The organism is Arthrobacter sp. NicSoilB8 (genome assembly GCF_019977355.1).
Taxonomy (GTDB): domain Bacteria; phylum Actinomycetota; class Actinomycetes; order Actinomycetales; family Micrococcaceae; genus Arthrobacter.
The window spans coordinates 1,640,650-1,656,652 of record NZ_AP024655.1 but is presented as its reverse complement, the minus strand read 5'-3'; the positions used below and the strand labels follow the sequence as shown (position 1 = coordinate 1,656,652).

General features: G+C 68.0%; 15 protein-coding genes. 5 read left to right on the top strand and 10 right to left on the bottom strand.

The annotated features are described in order from the left end of the window. Window positions 1-146: 146 nt before the first annotated feature. Window positions 147-1,454 (top strand): M1 family metallopeptidase, encoded by a 1,308-nt coding sequence (locus tag LDO15_RS07425; RefSeq protein ID WP_223987177.1) that lies wholly within the window; start codon window positions 147-149, stop codon window positions 1,452-1,454. Window positions 1,455-1,460: 6 nt separating this feature from the next. Here LDO15_RS07425 and LDO15_RS07420 read toward each other — a convergent pair whose 3' ends face one another. The 5 genes from LDO15_RS07420 to LDO15_RS07400 all read right to left on the bottom strand — a co-directional run bounded on the left by LDO15_RS07420 (window position 1,461) and on the right by LDO15_RS07400 (window position 8,101). Further along, window positions 1,461-2,222 (bottom strand): 4'-phosphopantetheinyl transferase superfamily protein, encoded by a 762-nt coding sequence (locus tag LDO15_RS07420; protein WP_223985497.1) that lies wholly within the window; start codon window positions 2,220-2,222, stop codon window positions 1,461-1,463. A gap of 55 nt (window positions 2,223-2,277) precedes the next feature. Beyond that, a complete protein-coding gene (pheT, locus tag LDO15_RS07415) occupies window positions 2,278-4,821 on the bottom strand; it encodes a phenylalanine--tRNA ligase subunit beta (RefSeq protein WP_223985495.1) in 2,544 nt (847 codons plus the stop codon). 2 nt (window positions 4,822-4,823) lie between these two features. Beyond that, complete coding sequence (gene pheS / locus LDO15_RS07410) at window positions 4,824-5,885, bottom strand: phenylalanine--tRNA ligase subunit alpha (protein WP_223985493.1); 1,062 nt, start codon at window positions 5,883-5,885, stop codon at window positions 4,824-4,826. A gap of 375 nt (window positions 5,886-6,260) precedes the next feature. After that, window positions 6,261-7,676 carry a hypothetical protein gene (locus LDO15_RS07405; RefSeq protein WP_223985491.1) on the bottom strand — a complete coding sequence of 472 codons (1,416 nt, stop codon included), beginning with the start codon at window positions 7,674-7,676 and terminating at the stop codon, window positions 6,261-6,263. Window positions 7,677-7,882: 206 nt separating this feature from the next. Further along, window positions 7,883-8,101: a hypothetical protein gene (locus tag LDO15_RS07400; RefSeq protein ID WP_223985488.1), complete on the bottom strand. Its 219-nt coding sequence runs from the start codon at window positions 8,099-8,101 to the stop codon at window positions 7,883-7,885. 368 nt (window positions 8,102-8,469) lie between these two features. On the opposite strand from LDO15_RS07400, the gene LDO15_RS07395 reads away from it, so the two are divergent. Then, window positions 8,470-8,940, top strand: a complete 471-nt coding sequence (locus LDO15_RS07395; RefSeq protein WP_223985487.1) for a hypothetical protein — start codon at window positions 8,470-8,472, stop codon at window positions 8,938-8,940. 1 nt (window position 8,941) lies between these two features. After that, window positions 8,942-9,580: an SIMPL domain-containing protein gene (locus LDO15_RS07390; RefSeq protein ID WP_223985479.1), complete on the top strand. Its 639-nt coding sequence runs from the start codon at window positions 8,942-8,944 to the stop codon at window positions 9,578-9,580. 27 nt (window positions 9,581-9,607) lie between these two features. On the opposite strand, the gene pcp is transcribed toward LDO15_RS07390, so the two are convergent. Further along, a complete protein-coding gene (gene pcp, locus LDO15_RS07385) occupies window positions 9,608-10,249 on the bottom strand; it encodes a pyroglutamyl-peptidase I (RefSeq protein WP_223985477.1) in 642 nt (213 codons plus the stop codon). 433 nt (window positions 10,250-10,682) lie between these two features. Here pcp and LDO15_RS07380 point away from each other — a divergent pair, with 433 nt between their 5' ends. Beyond that, complete coding sequence (locus LDO15_RS07380) at window positions 10,683-11,201, top strand: DUF1269 domain-containing protein (protein WP_223985474.1); 519 nt, start codon at window positions 10,683-10,685, stop codon at window positions 11,199-11,201. Window positions 11,202-11,252: 51 nt separating this feature from the next. Then, a complete protein-coding gene (locus LDO15_RS07375) occupies window positions 11,253-12,431 on the top strand; it encodes an Rv2578c family radical SAM protein (protein WP_223985472.1) in 1,179 nt (392 codons plus the stop codon). Window positions 12,432-12,495: 64 nt separating this feature from the next. Here LDO15_RS07375 and LDO15_RS07370 read toward each other — a convergent pair whose 3' ends face one another. From LDO15_RS07370 to LDO15_RS07355, 4 genes are all read right to left on the bottom strand, one after another. Beyond that, window positions 12,496-13,869, bottom strand: coding sequence for an NAD(P)(+) transhydrogenase (Re/Si-specific) subunit beta (locus LDO15_RS07370; protein ID WP_223985471.1), 1,374 nt, complete (start codon window positions 13,867-13,869; stop codon window positions 12,496-12,498). Then, window positions 13,866-14,279 (bottom strand): NAD(P) transhydrogenase subunit alpha, encoded by a 414-nt coding sequence (locus LDO15_RS07365; RefSeq protein WP_223985470.1) that lies wholly within the window; start codon window positions 14,277-14,279, stop codon window positions 13,866-13,868. Before LDO15_RS07365 ends, LDO15_RS07370 begins: the two co-directional genes overlap by 4 nt. Next, entirely contained in the window at window positions 14,279-15,421 is a 1,143-nt protein-coding gene (locus tag LDO15_RS07360; protein ID WP_223985469.1) for a Re/Si-specific NAD(P)(+) transhydrogenase subunit alpha, read from the bottom strand. Before LDO15_RS07360 ends, LDO15_RS07365 begins: the two co-directional genes overlap by 1 nt. An 88-nt stretch (window positions 15,422-15,509) precedes the next feature. Further along, a complete protein-coding gene (locus LDO15_RS07355) occupies window positions 15,510-15,974 on the bottom strand; it encodes a (deoxy)nucleoside triphosphate pyrophosphohydrolase (RefSeq protein ID WP_223985468.1) in 465 nt (154 codons plus the stop codon). Window positions 15,975-16,003 lie beyond the last annotated feature (29 nt).

The window sequence follows — 16,003 nt, the reverse complement described above, 5'->3', positions numbered from 1 at the left end:
CCCGGCCAGCGCCCGTCCACCAGCACCACAATCCGAAGGTCCGTCCATTGAGCACCAGCGCAGCAAGCAGTCGGGAAAGCAGCAGGGAAACGAGCCCGGAAGCCAGCCGGGGACCGGTCCGGGAAGCCGGCGCCCCGGACCCCTACATGCCAGGGCACGGGACCAATGCCTACCGCGTCACCCGGTACGAACTCGACCTCGACTACAGGGTCAGCAGCAACCGCCTCGGCGGCCATGCGGTCCTGCATGCCGTCGCCCAGTTCCGGACGTCGGCTATTGTCCTGGACCTCACCGGATTGCGGGCCACCAAGATCCAGCTCGACGGCCGCAGGGTGCGCAAGTTCACCCAACGGGCCGAGCAGCTCGTTGTCTACCCCGAGGTTCCGTTGCTCCCCGACGAGGCATTCACCCTGGACATCCGCTATGAGGGCTACCCGGCCCCGCGTCGCGGCCTGTGGGGCGAAGTGGGCTGGGAGGAACTCTCCGATGGTGTCCTGGTCGCCGGCCAGCCCAACGGCGCCGCCTCCTGGTTCCCGTGCAATGACCACCCGCGGGACAAAGCGAGCTATCTGATCACGGTGACCACCGACGCGAACTATCGCGCGGTGTGCAACGGCGTGCTCCTGTCCCGCACCAGCAGGGCGAGCCGTGAGACCTGGGTGTATGAGCAGTCCGAGCCCATGGCGACCTACCTGGCAACGGTCCAGATCGGCCGTTATGAGCTCCTGATGCTCAATGCCGAGCGGCCCTCAGGGCACGTTCCGCAGTATGTGGCTGTTCCGGCGTCGCTGGCGGCGGAAGCGCGGGCGGCCCTGGCCCGACAGCCCGACATGATGCGGACCTTCACCAACTGCTTCGGGCCGTATCCCTTCCCGGAATACACCGTGGTGGTGACGGCAGACGTGCTGGAGATCCCGCTGGAGGCACAGACCCTGTCCATTCTTGGCCCCAACCATCTGCGGCAGGAGTGGGAGTCACAGCGCATGATCGCCCACGAACTCGCCCACCAGTGGTTCGGGAACTCACTGACCACCGCGACGTGGAAAGACATCTGGCTGCACGAGGGCTTTGCCTGCTACGCGGAATGGATCTGGTCCGAAGAAGCCGGCACGATGACGGTCGCGAACCGCGCCCGCGCCGCCTGGCGCAAACTGTCCTCCACGGCACAGGACCTGGTGGTGGGCGATCCTGGCCCGGAACTGATGTTTGATGACCGCGTCTACAAGCGCGGAGCCCTGGCCCTGCACGCCTTGCGGGTGCGTTGCGGCGACCTCGCGTTCTTCGCCCTCCTGCACGACTGGACGGACCGCTTCCGCCACGGCACCGTGACCACGGCCGACTTCATCATCGCGGCCAGCCACACCACGGGCCTGGACGCCGAGGCGCTGCTGCACCCGTGGCTGTTCGACGAAGCCCTCCCGCCGCTCCCGCAGGCAGCGCCGCCAAAGTTCTGAGGAAGCCTAGGGAAGGACCGCGACGGCGGCAGCGGCCACAAGCTCCGCGGGCAGGCCCGTCTCTTCCGCCGGCAGGTCCCGGAGCCCGGCATGGCCGTTCACGCCGGTCCGCAGGGCGTCATCCAGCACGTCAAGAGTGTCCGGGGCCGTCTGGAGCCCCGTACCCAGCAGCTTGAGCCACGCCTCCTTGCGCGCCCACAGCCGTGCCCGGCCCCGCAGCAGCGGGAGGCCGTGCAGTCCGGCGAGGTGCAGCCGTTCCGCCGGGGTCAGCACCACGTCGTCGAATCCATCGAAGTCGGCCCGGGCCGGATCCTCGACATCGATCCCCAGGCCCAGGCCAGGGTTCGGGTCCACGACGCCGCCCAGAAGGGTCCAGCCGGCCGAGCGGGACAGGCTCAGCAACAACGGCACGGCCTCCCCGCGGAGCAGGTAACCCGGCCGGCCGTGGGAGATGTTCGCGCCGGTGCCGCACCGGGGACAGCTGTAGCAGGCAGTGAGCTCCGACGCCGGCACGCCGAGCAGCTCGGCGGCGAACCGCCGCTGGGCGAGCCGCCCGGCAAGGAAATCCTCCCGGGTTCGCGGGGTCATGGCCCGGGCCCGCTCAAGCTCGGCCGCGTCCAGGAGGGAACGCGAGTCGCGTTCCAGCTCCTGCTCAGCTGCCGCAGGTGCCGCCAAAGGTGCCGCCGCGGGCGCGGACGCGCCGGGGACTCCGGAAGAGCCGGGGGCGCGAAAGGGCGGGCAGGCCCGCACAACAAGGTGTGATGCCATGACCCGCCCTTTCAGCTCGTCAGCGCCGTCGTCAGCGCTGTGCTCAGCCCCGCAGTTAGCGCTGCACCGCCCCGAAGCGTTTGTGGGCAGCGGCGACGGCACCCTCACGCGCCGCCGATGCCTCGTCCGCAGTCAGGGTGCGGTCGTCGGCGCGGAAGCGCAGGCTGAACGCGAGCGACTTCTTGCCGTCCTCGATCCCCTTGCCCGCGTAGACGTCGAACAGTGCGACGTCCTCGAGCAGTTCGCCTGCACCGTCGCGCAGGGCCGTGAGTACCTCTTCCGCCGGAACGTCCTGCGGCACCACGAGGGCCACGTCCTGGGTAGCCACCGGGTAGGCCGAGATGTGCCGGGCCACGATCACGTCGGCGGCAGCCTCGAAGAGGGCATCGGCGTTCAGCTCCAGCGCCACGGAGCGGGCCGGCATGTCATGGGCCGCCAGCAGCTTGGGGTGCAGCTCGCCGGCGTAGCCAACCACTGCGCCGGTGCGCAGCGCAATCTGCGCCGCCCGGCCCGGGTGGAAGGCCTGGTGCCGGCCCTGCGTGACCACGAGGTCGACGCCGAGCACGTCGCCGGCGATCCTGGCGATGTCCAGCGCGTCCGCCCAGTCCCAAGCCCGCGGGGTGTGGGCCGGGGCGGCAGGCGAGTCGTGTCCCGTGAGCACGGCCGCGAGGTGCAGCGGCTGGTCCGGGACGCCGTCGTACAAGCCGTCCAGCACCTCGTCGCCGGGCTTGACGCCGAGCGGCGGAATCGAAGCGGTGCCAAGCTGCTCGCCGGGCAGGAACACGAGCCCCGCCTCGAAGAGGGCGAGGTCACGGAACCCGCGGGAGTGGTTGCGCTTGGCGACCTCGATCAGGCCCGGCAGGATCGAGGTGCGCAGGTAACCGTGCTCCTCGCTGATCGGGTTGGCGAGCTTGAGGGCCTTGCGCGCAGTGCCCTCGGCTGGCACGCCGAAGGTGTCATTGGCGGCCTTGGAAACGAACGGGTAGGCCATCACCTCGGTCAGTCCGGCGTCGGCGAGGGCCTGGATCAGGCGGCGTCGCTGCTGCTGGACACGGGTCAGGCCACGGCCCGGCGGCGCCACCGGCAGGGTCGCCGGAATCTTGTCGTAGCCGACCAGCCGGGCGATTTCCTCGGTAAGGTCGTCCCTGGTTTCGAGGTCGTTGCGCCAGCTCGGGGCGGTCACCGTGTAATCGCCGCCGTTCTTCACGACGACGGCGCCGAGGTCTTCGAGCGAGGTCACGATGTCCTGGTCGGTGAAGTCGATCCCGATCCGGGTCGCGGCGTACCCTGCCGGCAGTTCGATCGTGACGGCGTCCGGCGCGGTTCCGACGTCGGTCCCGGCTTCGTCGGCCGTCCCTCCGGCGAGTTCGACCAGGAGGTCCACCACGCGCTGCGCGGCGACATCCGCCACCTGCCAGTCCACGCCGCGTTCGAAGCGCTTGGACGCCTCGGAGGGCAGCTTGTGGCGGCGGCGCGCACGCGCAATCGAGACTTCATCAAAGTGCGCGGCCTCCACCAGCACGTTGGTAGTGGAGTCCGAGACCTCGGTGTGAGCACCGCCCATGACACCGGCGATCCCGATCGGCCCGGAGGCGTCCGTGATCAGCAGGTCCTCGGCGTCGAGCGTGCGCTCCTTGTCGTCCAGGGTGGTGATCTTCTCCCCTGCCGTGGCACGCCGGACGACGATGTCGCCGGCGAGCTTGTCCAGGTCATAGCAGTGGTTCGGCTGGCCGAGCTCGAGCATGACGTAGTTGGAGATATCCACCGGAAGGGAGATGGACCGGATGCCGGCGAGCCGGAGCCGGGACGTCATCCACGGCGGCGTAGGCCGGGTGGCGTCCACGCCGCGCACCGTGCGGGCCACAAAGCGGTCACAGCCGGGCTTGCCGTAGATGGGGGCGTCGTCGTTGAGCTTGACGCCGTAGCCGCCGGACAGCACCTCCGGGACCCGGACCTTGGACACCGGGTCCGTGAAGGCGGTGCCGGTAGCGTGCGCGTATTCACGGGCCACGCCGCGGATGGAGAAGCAGTAGCTGCGGTCCGGGGTGACGTTGATTTCCGCGGCCTGGTCGTAAAGTCCCAGCAGTTCCATGGCGTCGGTGCCCAGTTCCGGGTCGAGGCCGATCCGAGACAGCACCAGGATGCCGTCGTGGTCCTCGCCGATGCCGAGCTCGCGCACGGAGGCGATCATGCCGGCGGAGAGGTGCCCGTACGTCTTGCGCGCGGAGATCCTGAAGTCGCCCGGCAGCACGGCGCCCGGCAGGGTGACCACCACCTTGTCGCCTTCAACGAAGTTGTGGGCGCCGCAGATGATGCCCTGCACGCCCGAGGGGTCGATGCCCTCGCCGGTCAGCGTCTGCGGCTGGCCCTCGGGAACAACCCGGACCTGGCACCAGTTGATGGTCTTGCCGTTGGTCTGGGGCTCCTTGACGATGCTGAGCACCTGGCCCACCACGATCGGACCCTGGATGGTGTCCGTGGGGCGGTGGACTGCTTCTTCTTCGAGTCCGACCTTGACGAGCTCGGCCATGACGTCTTCGGCCGTTGCATCGGCCGGTACCTGCGCGAATTCGCGCAACCAGGAAAGTGGGATACGCACTGTTAGATCTCCATCCCGAAGTGCTGGCTGAAACGTACGTCGCCTTCAATCATGTCGCGCATGTCGCCAACCTCGTTGCGGAACATGAGGGTGCGTTCAATGCCCATGCCGAAGGCAAAGCCTGAATAAACCTCCGGATCGATGCCGGCGGCGCGCAGGACATTGGCGTTGACCATGCCGCAGCCGCCCCACTCGATCCAGCTCGGGCCGCCCTTGGCACCCGGGTGCCAGATGTCCAGCTCCGCGGACGGCTCGGTGAACGGGAAATAGTTCGGGCGCAGTCTGATCTGGGCTTCCGCGCCGAACATTTGCCGCGCAAAATGCTCCAGCGTGCCGCGAAGGTCCGCCATGCTGAGGTTTTTGTCGATGGCCAGGCCCTCGAACTGGTGGAACACCGGGGTGTGTGTCGCGTCGAGCTCGTCTGTGCGGAACACTTTGCCCGGGCACAGCACGTAGATGGGCAGCTCGCGTTCCAGCATCGAGCGGACCTGCACCGGCGACGTGTGAGTGCGCATGAGCAGGTGGGCCTCGGGAGGCTCGACAAAGAACGTGTCCTGCATGTCACGCGCGGGGTGGTCCGGCTTGAAGTTCAGGGCATCAAAGTTGAACCACTCGGACTCGACCTCGGGTCCTTCGGCGATTTCCCACCCCATGCCGACAAAGATGTCCGCGACGCGGTCCTGCAACGTGGAGAGCGGGTGGCGTGCGCCGGCCCGGCGCCGGCGCGGCGCCGCCGTGACGTCCACGGTCTCCTCGACGAGGATCCGCGCGTCGTTCTCGGCTTCGAGCTCGGCCGTGCGGTCCGCGAGCGCCTTATTGACCCGTCCCCGGGAGGCTCCCATGAGTTTGCCGGCGGCGGCCTTCTGGTCTTTGGGAAGCGCACCGATCTCACGGTTGGCGAGGCTCAATGCTGACTTCTCACCGGTGTGCGCGAGGCGCACGGCCTTGAGTTCATCGAGGGTCGCGGCGGCGGCGATGGCGGCAACGGCTTGGTCTACGGCAGCGGTAATGGCGGCTTCATCCAGAGGATTCGGGACGGCGGCGCCCGGCAAAGTTTCAGTCATCTACTGTTCTTAGCTACGAGTTGGATCATGCCGGCGGCACGCGGCTCGGGCACAGGGCACGGCCGCTGGTTGTCGGCAAGGCTTATGGTCACAGTTCATTGTCACAGTTCCTGATCACAGTTCTCGATCATGGGCGGCTGTCACAATTCACTGCGCTGGATTCATTGTGCAGGGTTCATTGTGCAGGCCCGCCGATATCCCTCCGGCGGGCACTGACTCCAGTCTAGTAGACGGCTGTGGGCCGCACGGCAACGGCCGCGCGACGTGACGTGACGGCCCAGTCGTTGATGAATTCGTAACCGTTGCCCGAATCGATCCCGATGATCGGGAACGGGAACACCGCGGTGACGCTTCAAGCGTTGCCGACGGTTCCGCTTACCGCCCGTATCGAACGTGATAGGGGTTTTGCGTGATACCGCCTCCATTGGTGGTGAAATAGCCGAACCCGTCGAAGTGGGCTGAAGTGACTTGAGACCGGTGAGTGCGGAGGAAGTCGCCCCACCGGCCTTCGGTGGCGGTCGATCCGTCCCGGTACCAGACGACGAAGTCACCGAGGATCCCGAACGCTGCGTCTGCCTCGTCGTTCGGGCCACCCCATGCCACCGCGATCCCGACCTCGTTGTTCGAGTTCAGCGCCAGCGCGCCATACGCGAATGCGTAGTCGGGGTTCCACACCTGGAGCTCGCTATCCGTTTTCCACGTGGACGTGTTGATGCGCACCACTCGGGTATAGGGCTGCGGGTAGTTGGGGCTCTCACCGGCGCCGCTGCGCGGCGCCGTCCATGACAACCAGAGACTCCCGTCCTGCCAGGTCGATCCGCTGAGCCGAGCTCCGCAGCGACTGCTCCAGTCGACCCCTGACGGCGTAGTCGACGAGAAGTCGCCGGAGTCGGAGTACTTGCCGACGGTGACGTCGTGCTCGTGAAAGTTCGGGTCGCCGTCGCGCCACTCGATCACCCGCAACGTGGAGGTGTCCACGTGACCAGCAAGGAAAGCGCCGGGCGGTCTCTCGCCGCAGGGGGCGGAGAACTGGTAGCTGATGCCCGAGAGCGGGGGTGTGTATTCCCATCCCACGCTGCCGGTCTGCAGATCCGTGAGCGGGATCCGGACGACGACGCGACCGTTCCCTTGCGCGTCCACGGCGACCAGCAGGTTCCGGTTCGAGTAGGACAGGTGCGGCTGGTCCAGGAACGCCGCGGCCACGTCGAGGTCGGAGGCGACGAAGTCGACAAAGGTCCACGCGGACTTCGGCGTCGAGCCGACGTCGCTGGCAGATCCCCAGGCGATCCGGAACGCGCCGTCCGATGTGGCAGGCACAGGGTTGTGCAACATGATCCATACAAACAGGTCGAACTCGGGGACGTAGATCATCTGCTGGTCTCCGACCAGACCGCCGGCGAACGACGGGAAGATGGTGGTCGGGTCGAAGTATCGCCAGGTGGCACCGTCGTCCTTGGAGACTGCGAGGTAGACGTTGCCCACCATCGCCACCACGTGTGACGGCGATGCCGCCCCTGAAGGGTCGACCGGGACCTTGACATTGCTCAGCTGGGTCGGATCCAAAGGCGAGTATGAGGTGAAGGTGACGGGTTCTCGGCCAGGTCCCTCCGGCCCCTCGGTGGAAGCGGTCCCGGTCGGTTCGCTCTGCTGCTCCGACAACGGGCCGACGCCGGGCGGCACGCGGCCCGGTTCAGCCTCCTCCTCGAAGCGCTCCGGGATCTTCTTGGGCCGGTAGCCCCGCCGGCTGACCTTGCGGGCTTCCTTGTCAGCGCCACGACGTGCTTCTGGCATGGGACACCTCCTTGATCTGATGCGGCCCGGTTTATCACAGTTGATCGCAGCGCGACAGTGGGCCGTGGAGGCTGCCTGCACCGGCTCCGTACACCGTCGATTGCCCCTACTGGCTCACGCAGCACCCGACCAATCCACGTCCCGGAGGCCGGCTCGATGGTTGGTGAACAGACGGTGATCGGTTCAGGCAACACGGAAGCAATCCGTCAGGCCTGCGCCGTCCGCCTCCGAAGCACCGCCGTCCGAGTGCCGAGCCCGGCTGCGACAAGCGCGAGCACACCAAACGACGCCACGATTATCCCTTCCAACGCGCCGCTTCCCCGGTCCGGATCGATACCGAACACCGTCTCAATCCACTGCGAGTTCACCGCGGTCACGATCGCAAGAAGCATGAAGATCCCGGCCAGAGCGAACTCAACGACCATTCTTACCATTCGCGTTCCTTCCACATTCGTTTCTCACCCAAGGTCGTACTACTCGCACCAACGGATGCTGTCAACCGCAACTCCAACTCCTGCAATCGCATAGCCCGACGACGGATCGCCCCCGGTTCGTTGAGGATTCGGGACCTGCCTGCACGATCCGCACTCTTGTGGGCGAGGGCCAACTTGTTCGTCACAGCTTTGCCGTTGGGCCATCGTTAAGCTCCATGAAAACGGGCACAGCCCTACCCGCCGCCGAGAACCACGCCGCCGCGCGGAGGTCTTCAACTGAGGCAACCTATCCGGCTACGCGGAGGTTTTCTATGATGCGCTCCCTGACCGCCGGACATGTCCCCGGCTACCATGGCCTCATGACGTCCGGACAACGGCTGCGGCAGATCGCCAACGTGCTCAACGGGTCCACCCTCGTGGGCCTGCTGCTGGCAGCCGGCGCCCGGACGCCCGTCAGCACCGGTCCGCGCGGACTGCTGATCGCGAGCCGCTACCGCTGGCGGCTTCCCTTTGCCGCTGCCTTCACGGTGGGCAATGTCATCCTGTTTCGCGCCGGCCCGGAATTCGCCCGCGCCAATCCAGCGCTGCTGGGGCATGAGGAGCGCCACAGCACCCAGTACGCGTGGTGCCTCGGGCTGCCGTTCCTCCCCCTGTACTTCCTTGCCGCCGGCTGGTCCCTCTGGCGGACGGGCAACCCGGGCAGCGCCAATGTCTTCGAACGCCACGCCGGCCTGGCGGCAGGCGGCTACCCCCTGCGGGACAGCGCGGGAACCGATCCGCGGATACACCAAACCCCGGGCGGGACTGCCCGCGAACGATACGAGGCCTGACATGGCGGACAACCCGCGAAGCATCTCCGTGACCGGAACCGGCACCGCGGAGGCGGTGCCGGACCTCCTGACGTTGTCGATTGGCGTGGAATGCCGCCGGGAGACGGTGGCCGGGGCCTATGGCGACGCAGGAACGAGTTCGGCCGCCATCACCTCGGCGCTCCGGCAGCACGGGGTGGAGGACGCTGACATCTCTGCCTCCGGGCTGAACGTCCGGGCCGAGGTGAACTGGCAGGAGGGCCGGGGCCAGACTGTTTCCGGATACCTGGCCTCGAGCATGCTCACCATCAGGATCCGCCGGTTGTCCGCGTCCTCGCAGGTCCTTGCCGCTGCCGTGGCTGCCGGCGGCGACGACGTCCGGTTGAACGGGCTGAGCCTCGGCTTCGCGGATGCCGCCGCGGTCGAGGCCCGCGCCCGGGAGGCGGCCTGGCAGGACGCCCGCACCACGGCCGCGCACTACGCAGCCCTCTCCGGGACAGGCCTGGGCCGGGTTCTTTCCCTCACCCAGCACACCGGGTTCCAGCCACCGGTCCCGGTGGCGAAGATGCAGCGGGCGGTGGCCGCGGAGTCGCTCACCGTCGAGGCCGGCGAGTCGAGCGTCACGGCAACGGTCGGCGTCGTCTGGGAACTGCTCGACTGACTGTTCGGCTCGCCGGCGGCGAGCCGGCTAGTGCGTTGCGCCGGCGGCGAACTTGAGGTCCGTCGTCGTCGCCAGTGCGGCGCGGACGACGACGGCGAGCGCCGCCGCCATCTGCCGGGCCGGCATCGACGGCGCGCTGCTGCCCGCCGGGAGTTGGGTGTCCGCGTACGGAACGTGGACGAAGCCGCCCCTCGTGCCCGGACGCAGCCGCAGGGCATGCATGAGCGCATAGAAGACGTGGTTGCAGACGTAAGTCCCTGCGCTCTGAGACACCTCGGCCGGGATCCGCTCTGCGGTCAACGCCGCGAGCGCCGCCTTGACAGGCAGGGACGAAAAGTACGCCGCCGGGCCGCCGCGGACCACTGGTTCGTCCACGGGCCGGTTGCCGGCGTTGTCCGGGATCCTGGCGTCATCACAATTGATGGCCACCCGTTCCAGGGAAATGCGCGCCCTCCCGCCCGCCTGGCCGGCGCACAGCACAAGCTCCGGCCGAAGGCGCTCCAGGGCCTCCTCCAGCACCGCGGCCGATGCCCCAAAGACGCAGGGCAGTTCCACCGCCCGGACATCCAGCCCCTCGGATTGGAGCAGCCCTGCCGCTGAACGGGCCGCGGCCCACGACGGGTTTTCCGTTTCGCCGTCGAACGGCTCGAACCCGGTCAGGAGAATCATCGCCCCAGCCTAGCAATGCGCCCTGACGCCGCGACTCCAGGCCGTAGCCCAAGCAACGCGCCCTAACATCGCGGCTTGGCCGTCCATTGGTAACGTGCCGAGTCGCTCTTGACCGAATAGCCCTCCGAGACCACCCGGGTCATCCTTTGTCGCCGCTCCGTAACGACCCGCCCGGCGTCGAAGTTCACCGCAAGGCATCATCGGCCCGGCCGGCCGCCTGGGCTCTTTCCGGAAGAGTGCCTTAAGGCCCTGCCGGTGCGCACCTGCCGGGGCAAGAGTTGGACCCAAGCGACGACCGGCGTGCGTACCGCCCCGGTCCGGACAGGCCGCCCGGCGTTCGGATTCGATAATGTCCGGCACGGTCCGGTCCGACAGCGTCGAGTAAGGAGACGGAGTGGCCGCTGCGCCGGCCGGAACCGAGTGGAGGCACACCATGTCAGAGCACAACTACACCTTGTTCGTATCGTCGTACGCCGACGAGGACTCGGCGGCAGAGGATTTCAAGGCGATCAAGAGCATGGACGACGCGGCCGTAGCGGCTGCGGTCGTCCTGTCGCGTGACGCCGCGGGCCAGACCGAGGTCAAGGAGCACGGGGGCGGCCTGGTCGCCGGCGGAACCACGGCCGGCGCCATCGGCGGCCTCGTGGTCGGACTGTTCGCTCCGCCGCTCCTGCTTTCGGGCGTCATTGGTGCTGGGATCGGCGCTGGTGCTGGCGCCATCGCAAAGCGTCACGAGGAGAAGTCCATCGGCGTCAACGCGGACGAGTGGCTGCCGCCGGGCTCCTCTGCGATGGTTGCCGTCGTCGACGACCTCTACCTTGACCGCGTCGACGAGGCAATCGAGAAGGCCACCAAGAAGGTCAGCAAGGCTGTCGAAAGTGGTGACTACGACGCCGTGGTCAAAGCCGTCAACGAGGGCGACCAGAAGATCATCGAAGCCGCTTCGTCCTGATCGGCCGGTGCTATCCTTGACATTTAGTCGAACATATATTCGAATGTAGGCATGAGATGGGACGCACAGGCACTTGAGCGCGGCGATTCCCCGGCCGGCTTGTCCGCCGATTCGCCGGCTGCACCAGCCCTGCTGCCGCTGGCCGGGCTGGTGCGGTCCGTGTCCACTCCGGAGTTTGCCGGGGTCACCTTCCATGAGGTCACCGCCAAATCGGTGCTCAACAAGGTGGTCGCCGGTTCGATGATGCCTTTCGACTGGACCATCAACCCCTACCGCGGCTGCAGCCATGCCTGCGTCTACTGCTTCGCTCGCAAGAGCCACACGTATTTGGACTTCGACGCCGGCCTGGACTTTGACAGCCAGGTGGTGGTCAAAATCAACGCGGCCGAAATCCTGCGCAAAGAACTGGCCAAACCCTCCTGGCGGCACGAGCACGTGGCCCTCGGCACCAACACGGACCCGTACCAGCGCGCCGAAGGCCGCTATCAGCTCATGCCCGGCATCATCGGCGCCCTCGCCGACTCCGGCACTCCCCTGTCCATCCTCACCAAGGGCACGCTCCTGGCCCGGGACATCCCGTTGCTGAAGCACGCCGCAGCCCAGGTGCCGGTCGGGGTGGGCATTTCGCTGGCCATGACTAATGAAGAATTATCCGAGGCCGTGGAGCCGGGCACGCCGGGGCCGCGGGCGCGGCTCAAGCTCATCTCCCGGCTGCGCGAGGCCGGCCTGCCCTGCGGCGTCATGGCCATGCCCATCCTGCCCTGGCTGTCCGACAGCGACGACGCCCTCGACTCCCTTTTCGGCGCCCTGGCGGCGGCCGGCGCCACGGGCGTCACGGCCGGCGCGCTGTACCTGAAACCAGGCACCCGTGAATGGTTCATGCAGTGGATCGCACGCGAACATCCGCAACTGGCCGGCAAGTACCGTCGCCTGTACGGCAGCGGGTCCTACGCGTCCAAGGACTATCGGGCGTGGCTGGCCGGCCGCATCCGCTATTTCAAGGACCTGCACGGTTTTTCCGGCTCGCAGGGCTTCAGCCACAGGGATCTTGACGGGGGCACCAACCACGACGACGCCCGCCAGGAAGAGGCCCAGTACCCGGCCGGAAGCATCCCCGACGTTTCCGGGCACGCAGGCACCCGGGACGCCGGTCCCGCGGGCACAGCCCACTCCGGCTCAGCCGGTTCCAGTTCAGCCTGTTCCAGTTCAGCCCAGCCCACACTGTTTTGAAGCCCGCGCCGCCTCGGAAAGCCCGCTCCATGTCAGAGCGCCGTGGACTCAGAAAACCTCGAAGCTAGAGTGCCTTGACCGCACCGAGCACTCTGGCCAGCGAATCCTTGGCGTCCCCGAACAGGAGCGTGGTCTTGGGGTCGTGCAGGAGTTCGTTCTCGATTCCGGCGAACCCCGGGCGCATCGACCGCTTCAGGAACACCACCTGCTGGGCCTGCACCACCTCCAGGATCGGCATCCCGTAGATCGGTGAACCCGGGGAAGACTTCGCCGCAGGGTTGACGACGTCGTTGGCGCCGACCACCAGCACGATGTCCGTGTTGGCGAACTCCGGGTTGACTTCCGCCAATTCGCGCAATGACTCATACGGGACGTTCGCTTCGGCCAGCAGTACGTTCATGTGCCCGGGCATGCGTCCCGCCACGGGATGGATGGCGAAGACCACATCCACGCCGCGGCCGGCCAGGGCCGTGGCAAGCTCCGCCACCGTGTGCTGGCCCTGCGCCACGGCGAGCCCATAGCCGGGAACGATCACCACGCGCTGGGCATAGCCGAGCTGGACGGCGACGTCCTCCGGCGAGGACGAGCGCACTGGCCGGTCGCTCACGGCGGTGGAACCCGCCGTCGAGCCGCCTTTGAAGGCCCCGAACAGGATCCCGGTAACTCCGCGGCCCATGGCCGAGGCCATGACCTTGGTCAGGATGGTGCCGCTCGCGCCCACGAGCGTTCCGGCGACGAGCAGCAGGACGTTGCCCAGGACCACGCCGGACGCGGCCACAGCAAGCCCGGTGAAGGCGTTCAGCAGTGAGATCACGATCGGCACGTCCGCCCCGCCGACCGGCAATACCAGGAGCAGCCCGGCCGCGAGCCCCAGGCCCAGCAGCGCCAGCGACCAGCCGACGGACCCGGTCAGGACCACGAGCACGCCGGAGAGGACCGCCCCCAGTATGACCGCCCCCATGACCCAGGGCATCCCGGGAAACAGCAGCGGGCGGGTACTGATGAGCTCCTGCAGCTTTCCCACCGTCACGGCCGAGCCTGCGAAGGACACCGCGCCCACTAGCATGGTGAAGACCACGGCCAGGCGGACCCAGGGGTCCTCGCTGTGGCCGAGTTCCAGCACGGCAACGAGCGCGGCGGCACCGCCCCCGACGCCGTTGAAGAGCGCCACCAGCTGGGGCATCTGGGTCATCTGCACCCGCCGGGCCACGGGGACGGCAACCGCGGAGCCGACGGCAATGGCGGCCAGGATGAGTGGGATGTTTTCCAGCCGCGCTGAGAAGAACACGGTCACGACGGCAACCAGGGCCCCGGCGGCACCGATGGCGTTTCCGCGGCGGGCCGTCTTGGGCGAGCTGAGGCCCTTCAGCGCCAGGATGAAGCAGACGGCGGCTGCAAGATAGAGCAGGGCGGTCCACTCGGGGCTTAGGAGACTCATCGGGCATCCCCCGTCACGCCGCCGGAGGTGCCCTGACTCGAGTGCCCGTCACCGGCACGTCCGTCACCGGCGGCTCCGCCGGCTGTGGCTCCGCCGGCTTTGGCGGCACCGCTTCGTTGCGGTTTGTGGGTCCGCTTATGTCCGCTGAACATCTCCAGCATCCGGTCCGTGACCACAAAGCCGCCCACGAGGTTGACGGTGGCCAGGACGACTGCCAGGAGCGCTATGCCGAGCACCCAGGGATCGCTGGCCTGTCCGGCCACGATAATGGCGCCGACCAGGATGATGCCGTGGATGGCATTGGCGCCGGACATGAGCGGTGTGTGCAGCTTGCTGGTCACCTTGGAGACGACTTCGAAGCCGACGAAGACGGCGAGCACCACCACTGTCAGGAGCGCGACCGGGCCCATTATGCGTCCTCTCCCAATGCTGCCGCGGTGGGGCCGTGCCGCACGGCGCCGCCGTGGGTCAGACAGGTTCCGGCGACGACGTCGTCGCCGAAGTCCGGGGCAACCGTGCCGGCGTCGGTCATGAGGGCGAGGAAATTGCTAACGTTCCGGGCGAAGAGCCGGGACGCGTCCGACGGCATGGCGGAAGCTGCATCCTGCAGGCCCACGAGCGTGACCGATCCGCCGTCGACCGGCACCTGGATGTCCTGGCCGGCGATCACTCCCTCCACGTTGCCTCCGGACTCCGCGGCGAGGTCGACGACGACGGACCCGGCCCGCATGCCGGTCACCATAGCGGTGGTCACGAGCAGGGGAGCGGCGCGGCCCGGGATGGCCGCCGTGGTGATCAGGACGTCCGCTGCGGCGACGTGCGGGGCAAGGAGGCTGCGCTGGCGTTCTGCCCGGTCTTCGCCCAAGGCACGGGCATAGCCCCCGGTTCCTTCGGCCGCCGCATCGAGGTCCAGATTGATGAAGGTGCCGCCCATCGAGGCGACCTCGTCGGCGGAGGCTGCGCGGATGTCGTTGGCCGAGACCCGGGCGCCCAGGCGCTTCGCGGTGCCGATCGCCTGCAGGCCGGCGACCCCGGCGCCGAGGACCAGCACCCTCGCCGGGGGGATGGTGCCGGCGGCAGTCATGTAGAGCGGGAAGAACCGCGGATAGCGCACGGCGGCTTCGAGCACGGCGCGATAGCCGGTGACGAGGGATTGCGAGCTGAGCGCATCCATGGACTGGGCACGGGAGATCCGCGGAAGCAGTTCCAAGGCGAAGGAGGTGATCCCCGCGGCGGCCAGCGCCCGGACGGTCGGCAGTTCCGAGGCCGGCGACGCAAGGCCGATGGTGACGCTGCCGGGCCGAAGCAGGGCCACGGTCTCCGGGGTGAGCGGACGGACGTGCAGCAGGACGTCCAGGGCAGCGAGCGGAAGTTCGGAAATCACGGTGGCGCCGGCTTCTTTGAACGCCTCGTCCGCGAACCCTGCCTCGGTTCCGGCGCCGCTCTCAACCAGGAGATTGAGCCCAAGGGCTGTCAGTTGCCGCACCGTATCCGGTGTGGCTGCCACCCGGCGTTCTCCGGCTCGCTGCTCTCGTCCGACACCGACCTGCACGGGCCACTCCTCTCGATTGCGTTCAGAGTAGGCACATGCCCCGCGGTTTGGCGAGAGGCGCACCACGACGCCGGGCGGGTCGTCCGGGTCAGCGGATCAGTTCGGCTCCCACGCCGTGCGGGGCGCTGGCACGGACGGCCGCCAGGAGGGCCTCTACGATGGGGAAGTCCGCCGGGATCCACGGCAGGTCCAGGACGTCGCCGGGGCTGCGAAGGTCGAGCCAGCGCAGTTCGTCGTGGTCCTCCAGCGGCCGGGGCTCACCGTCCGCGAGCTCGGCAAACCAGACCCTCATCGCTGCCTTGTCGTTGAGCGGCCAGCCCGCGGCGGATTCGGCGGGCAGCTCGGACCCGAGCCGCACCAGCACGCCCAGCTCTTCCCGGAGCTCGCGGTGCAGGGCGTCTTCGGCCGCCTCGTCAGGCTCTACCTTTCCGCCGGGGAACTCCCACATTCCGGCAAACTGCGGGGGCGCCGTGCGCCGCGCCACGAGGAGCAAGCTTGGTTCCGCCAGGGAGTCCACTACTGCGCCGCCAACAACGCTTATGAGTCCAGTCACGCCCCCAAGTCTAAGGCGGGCCATCGGAT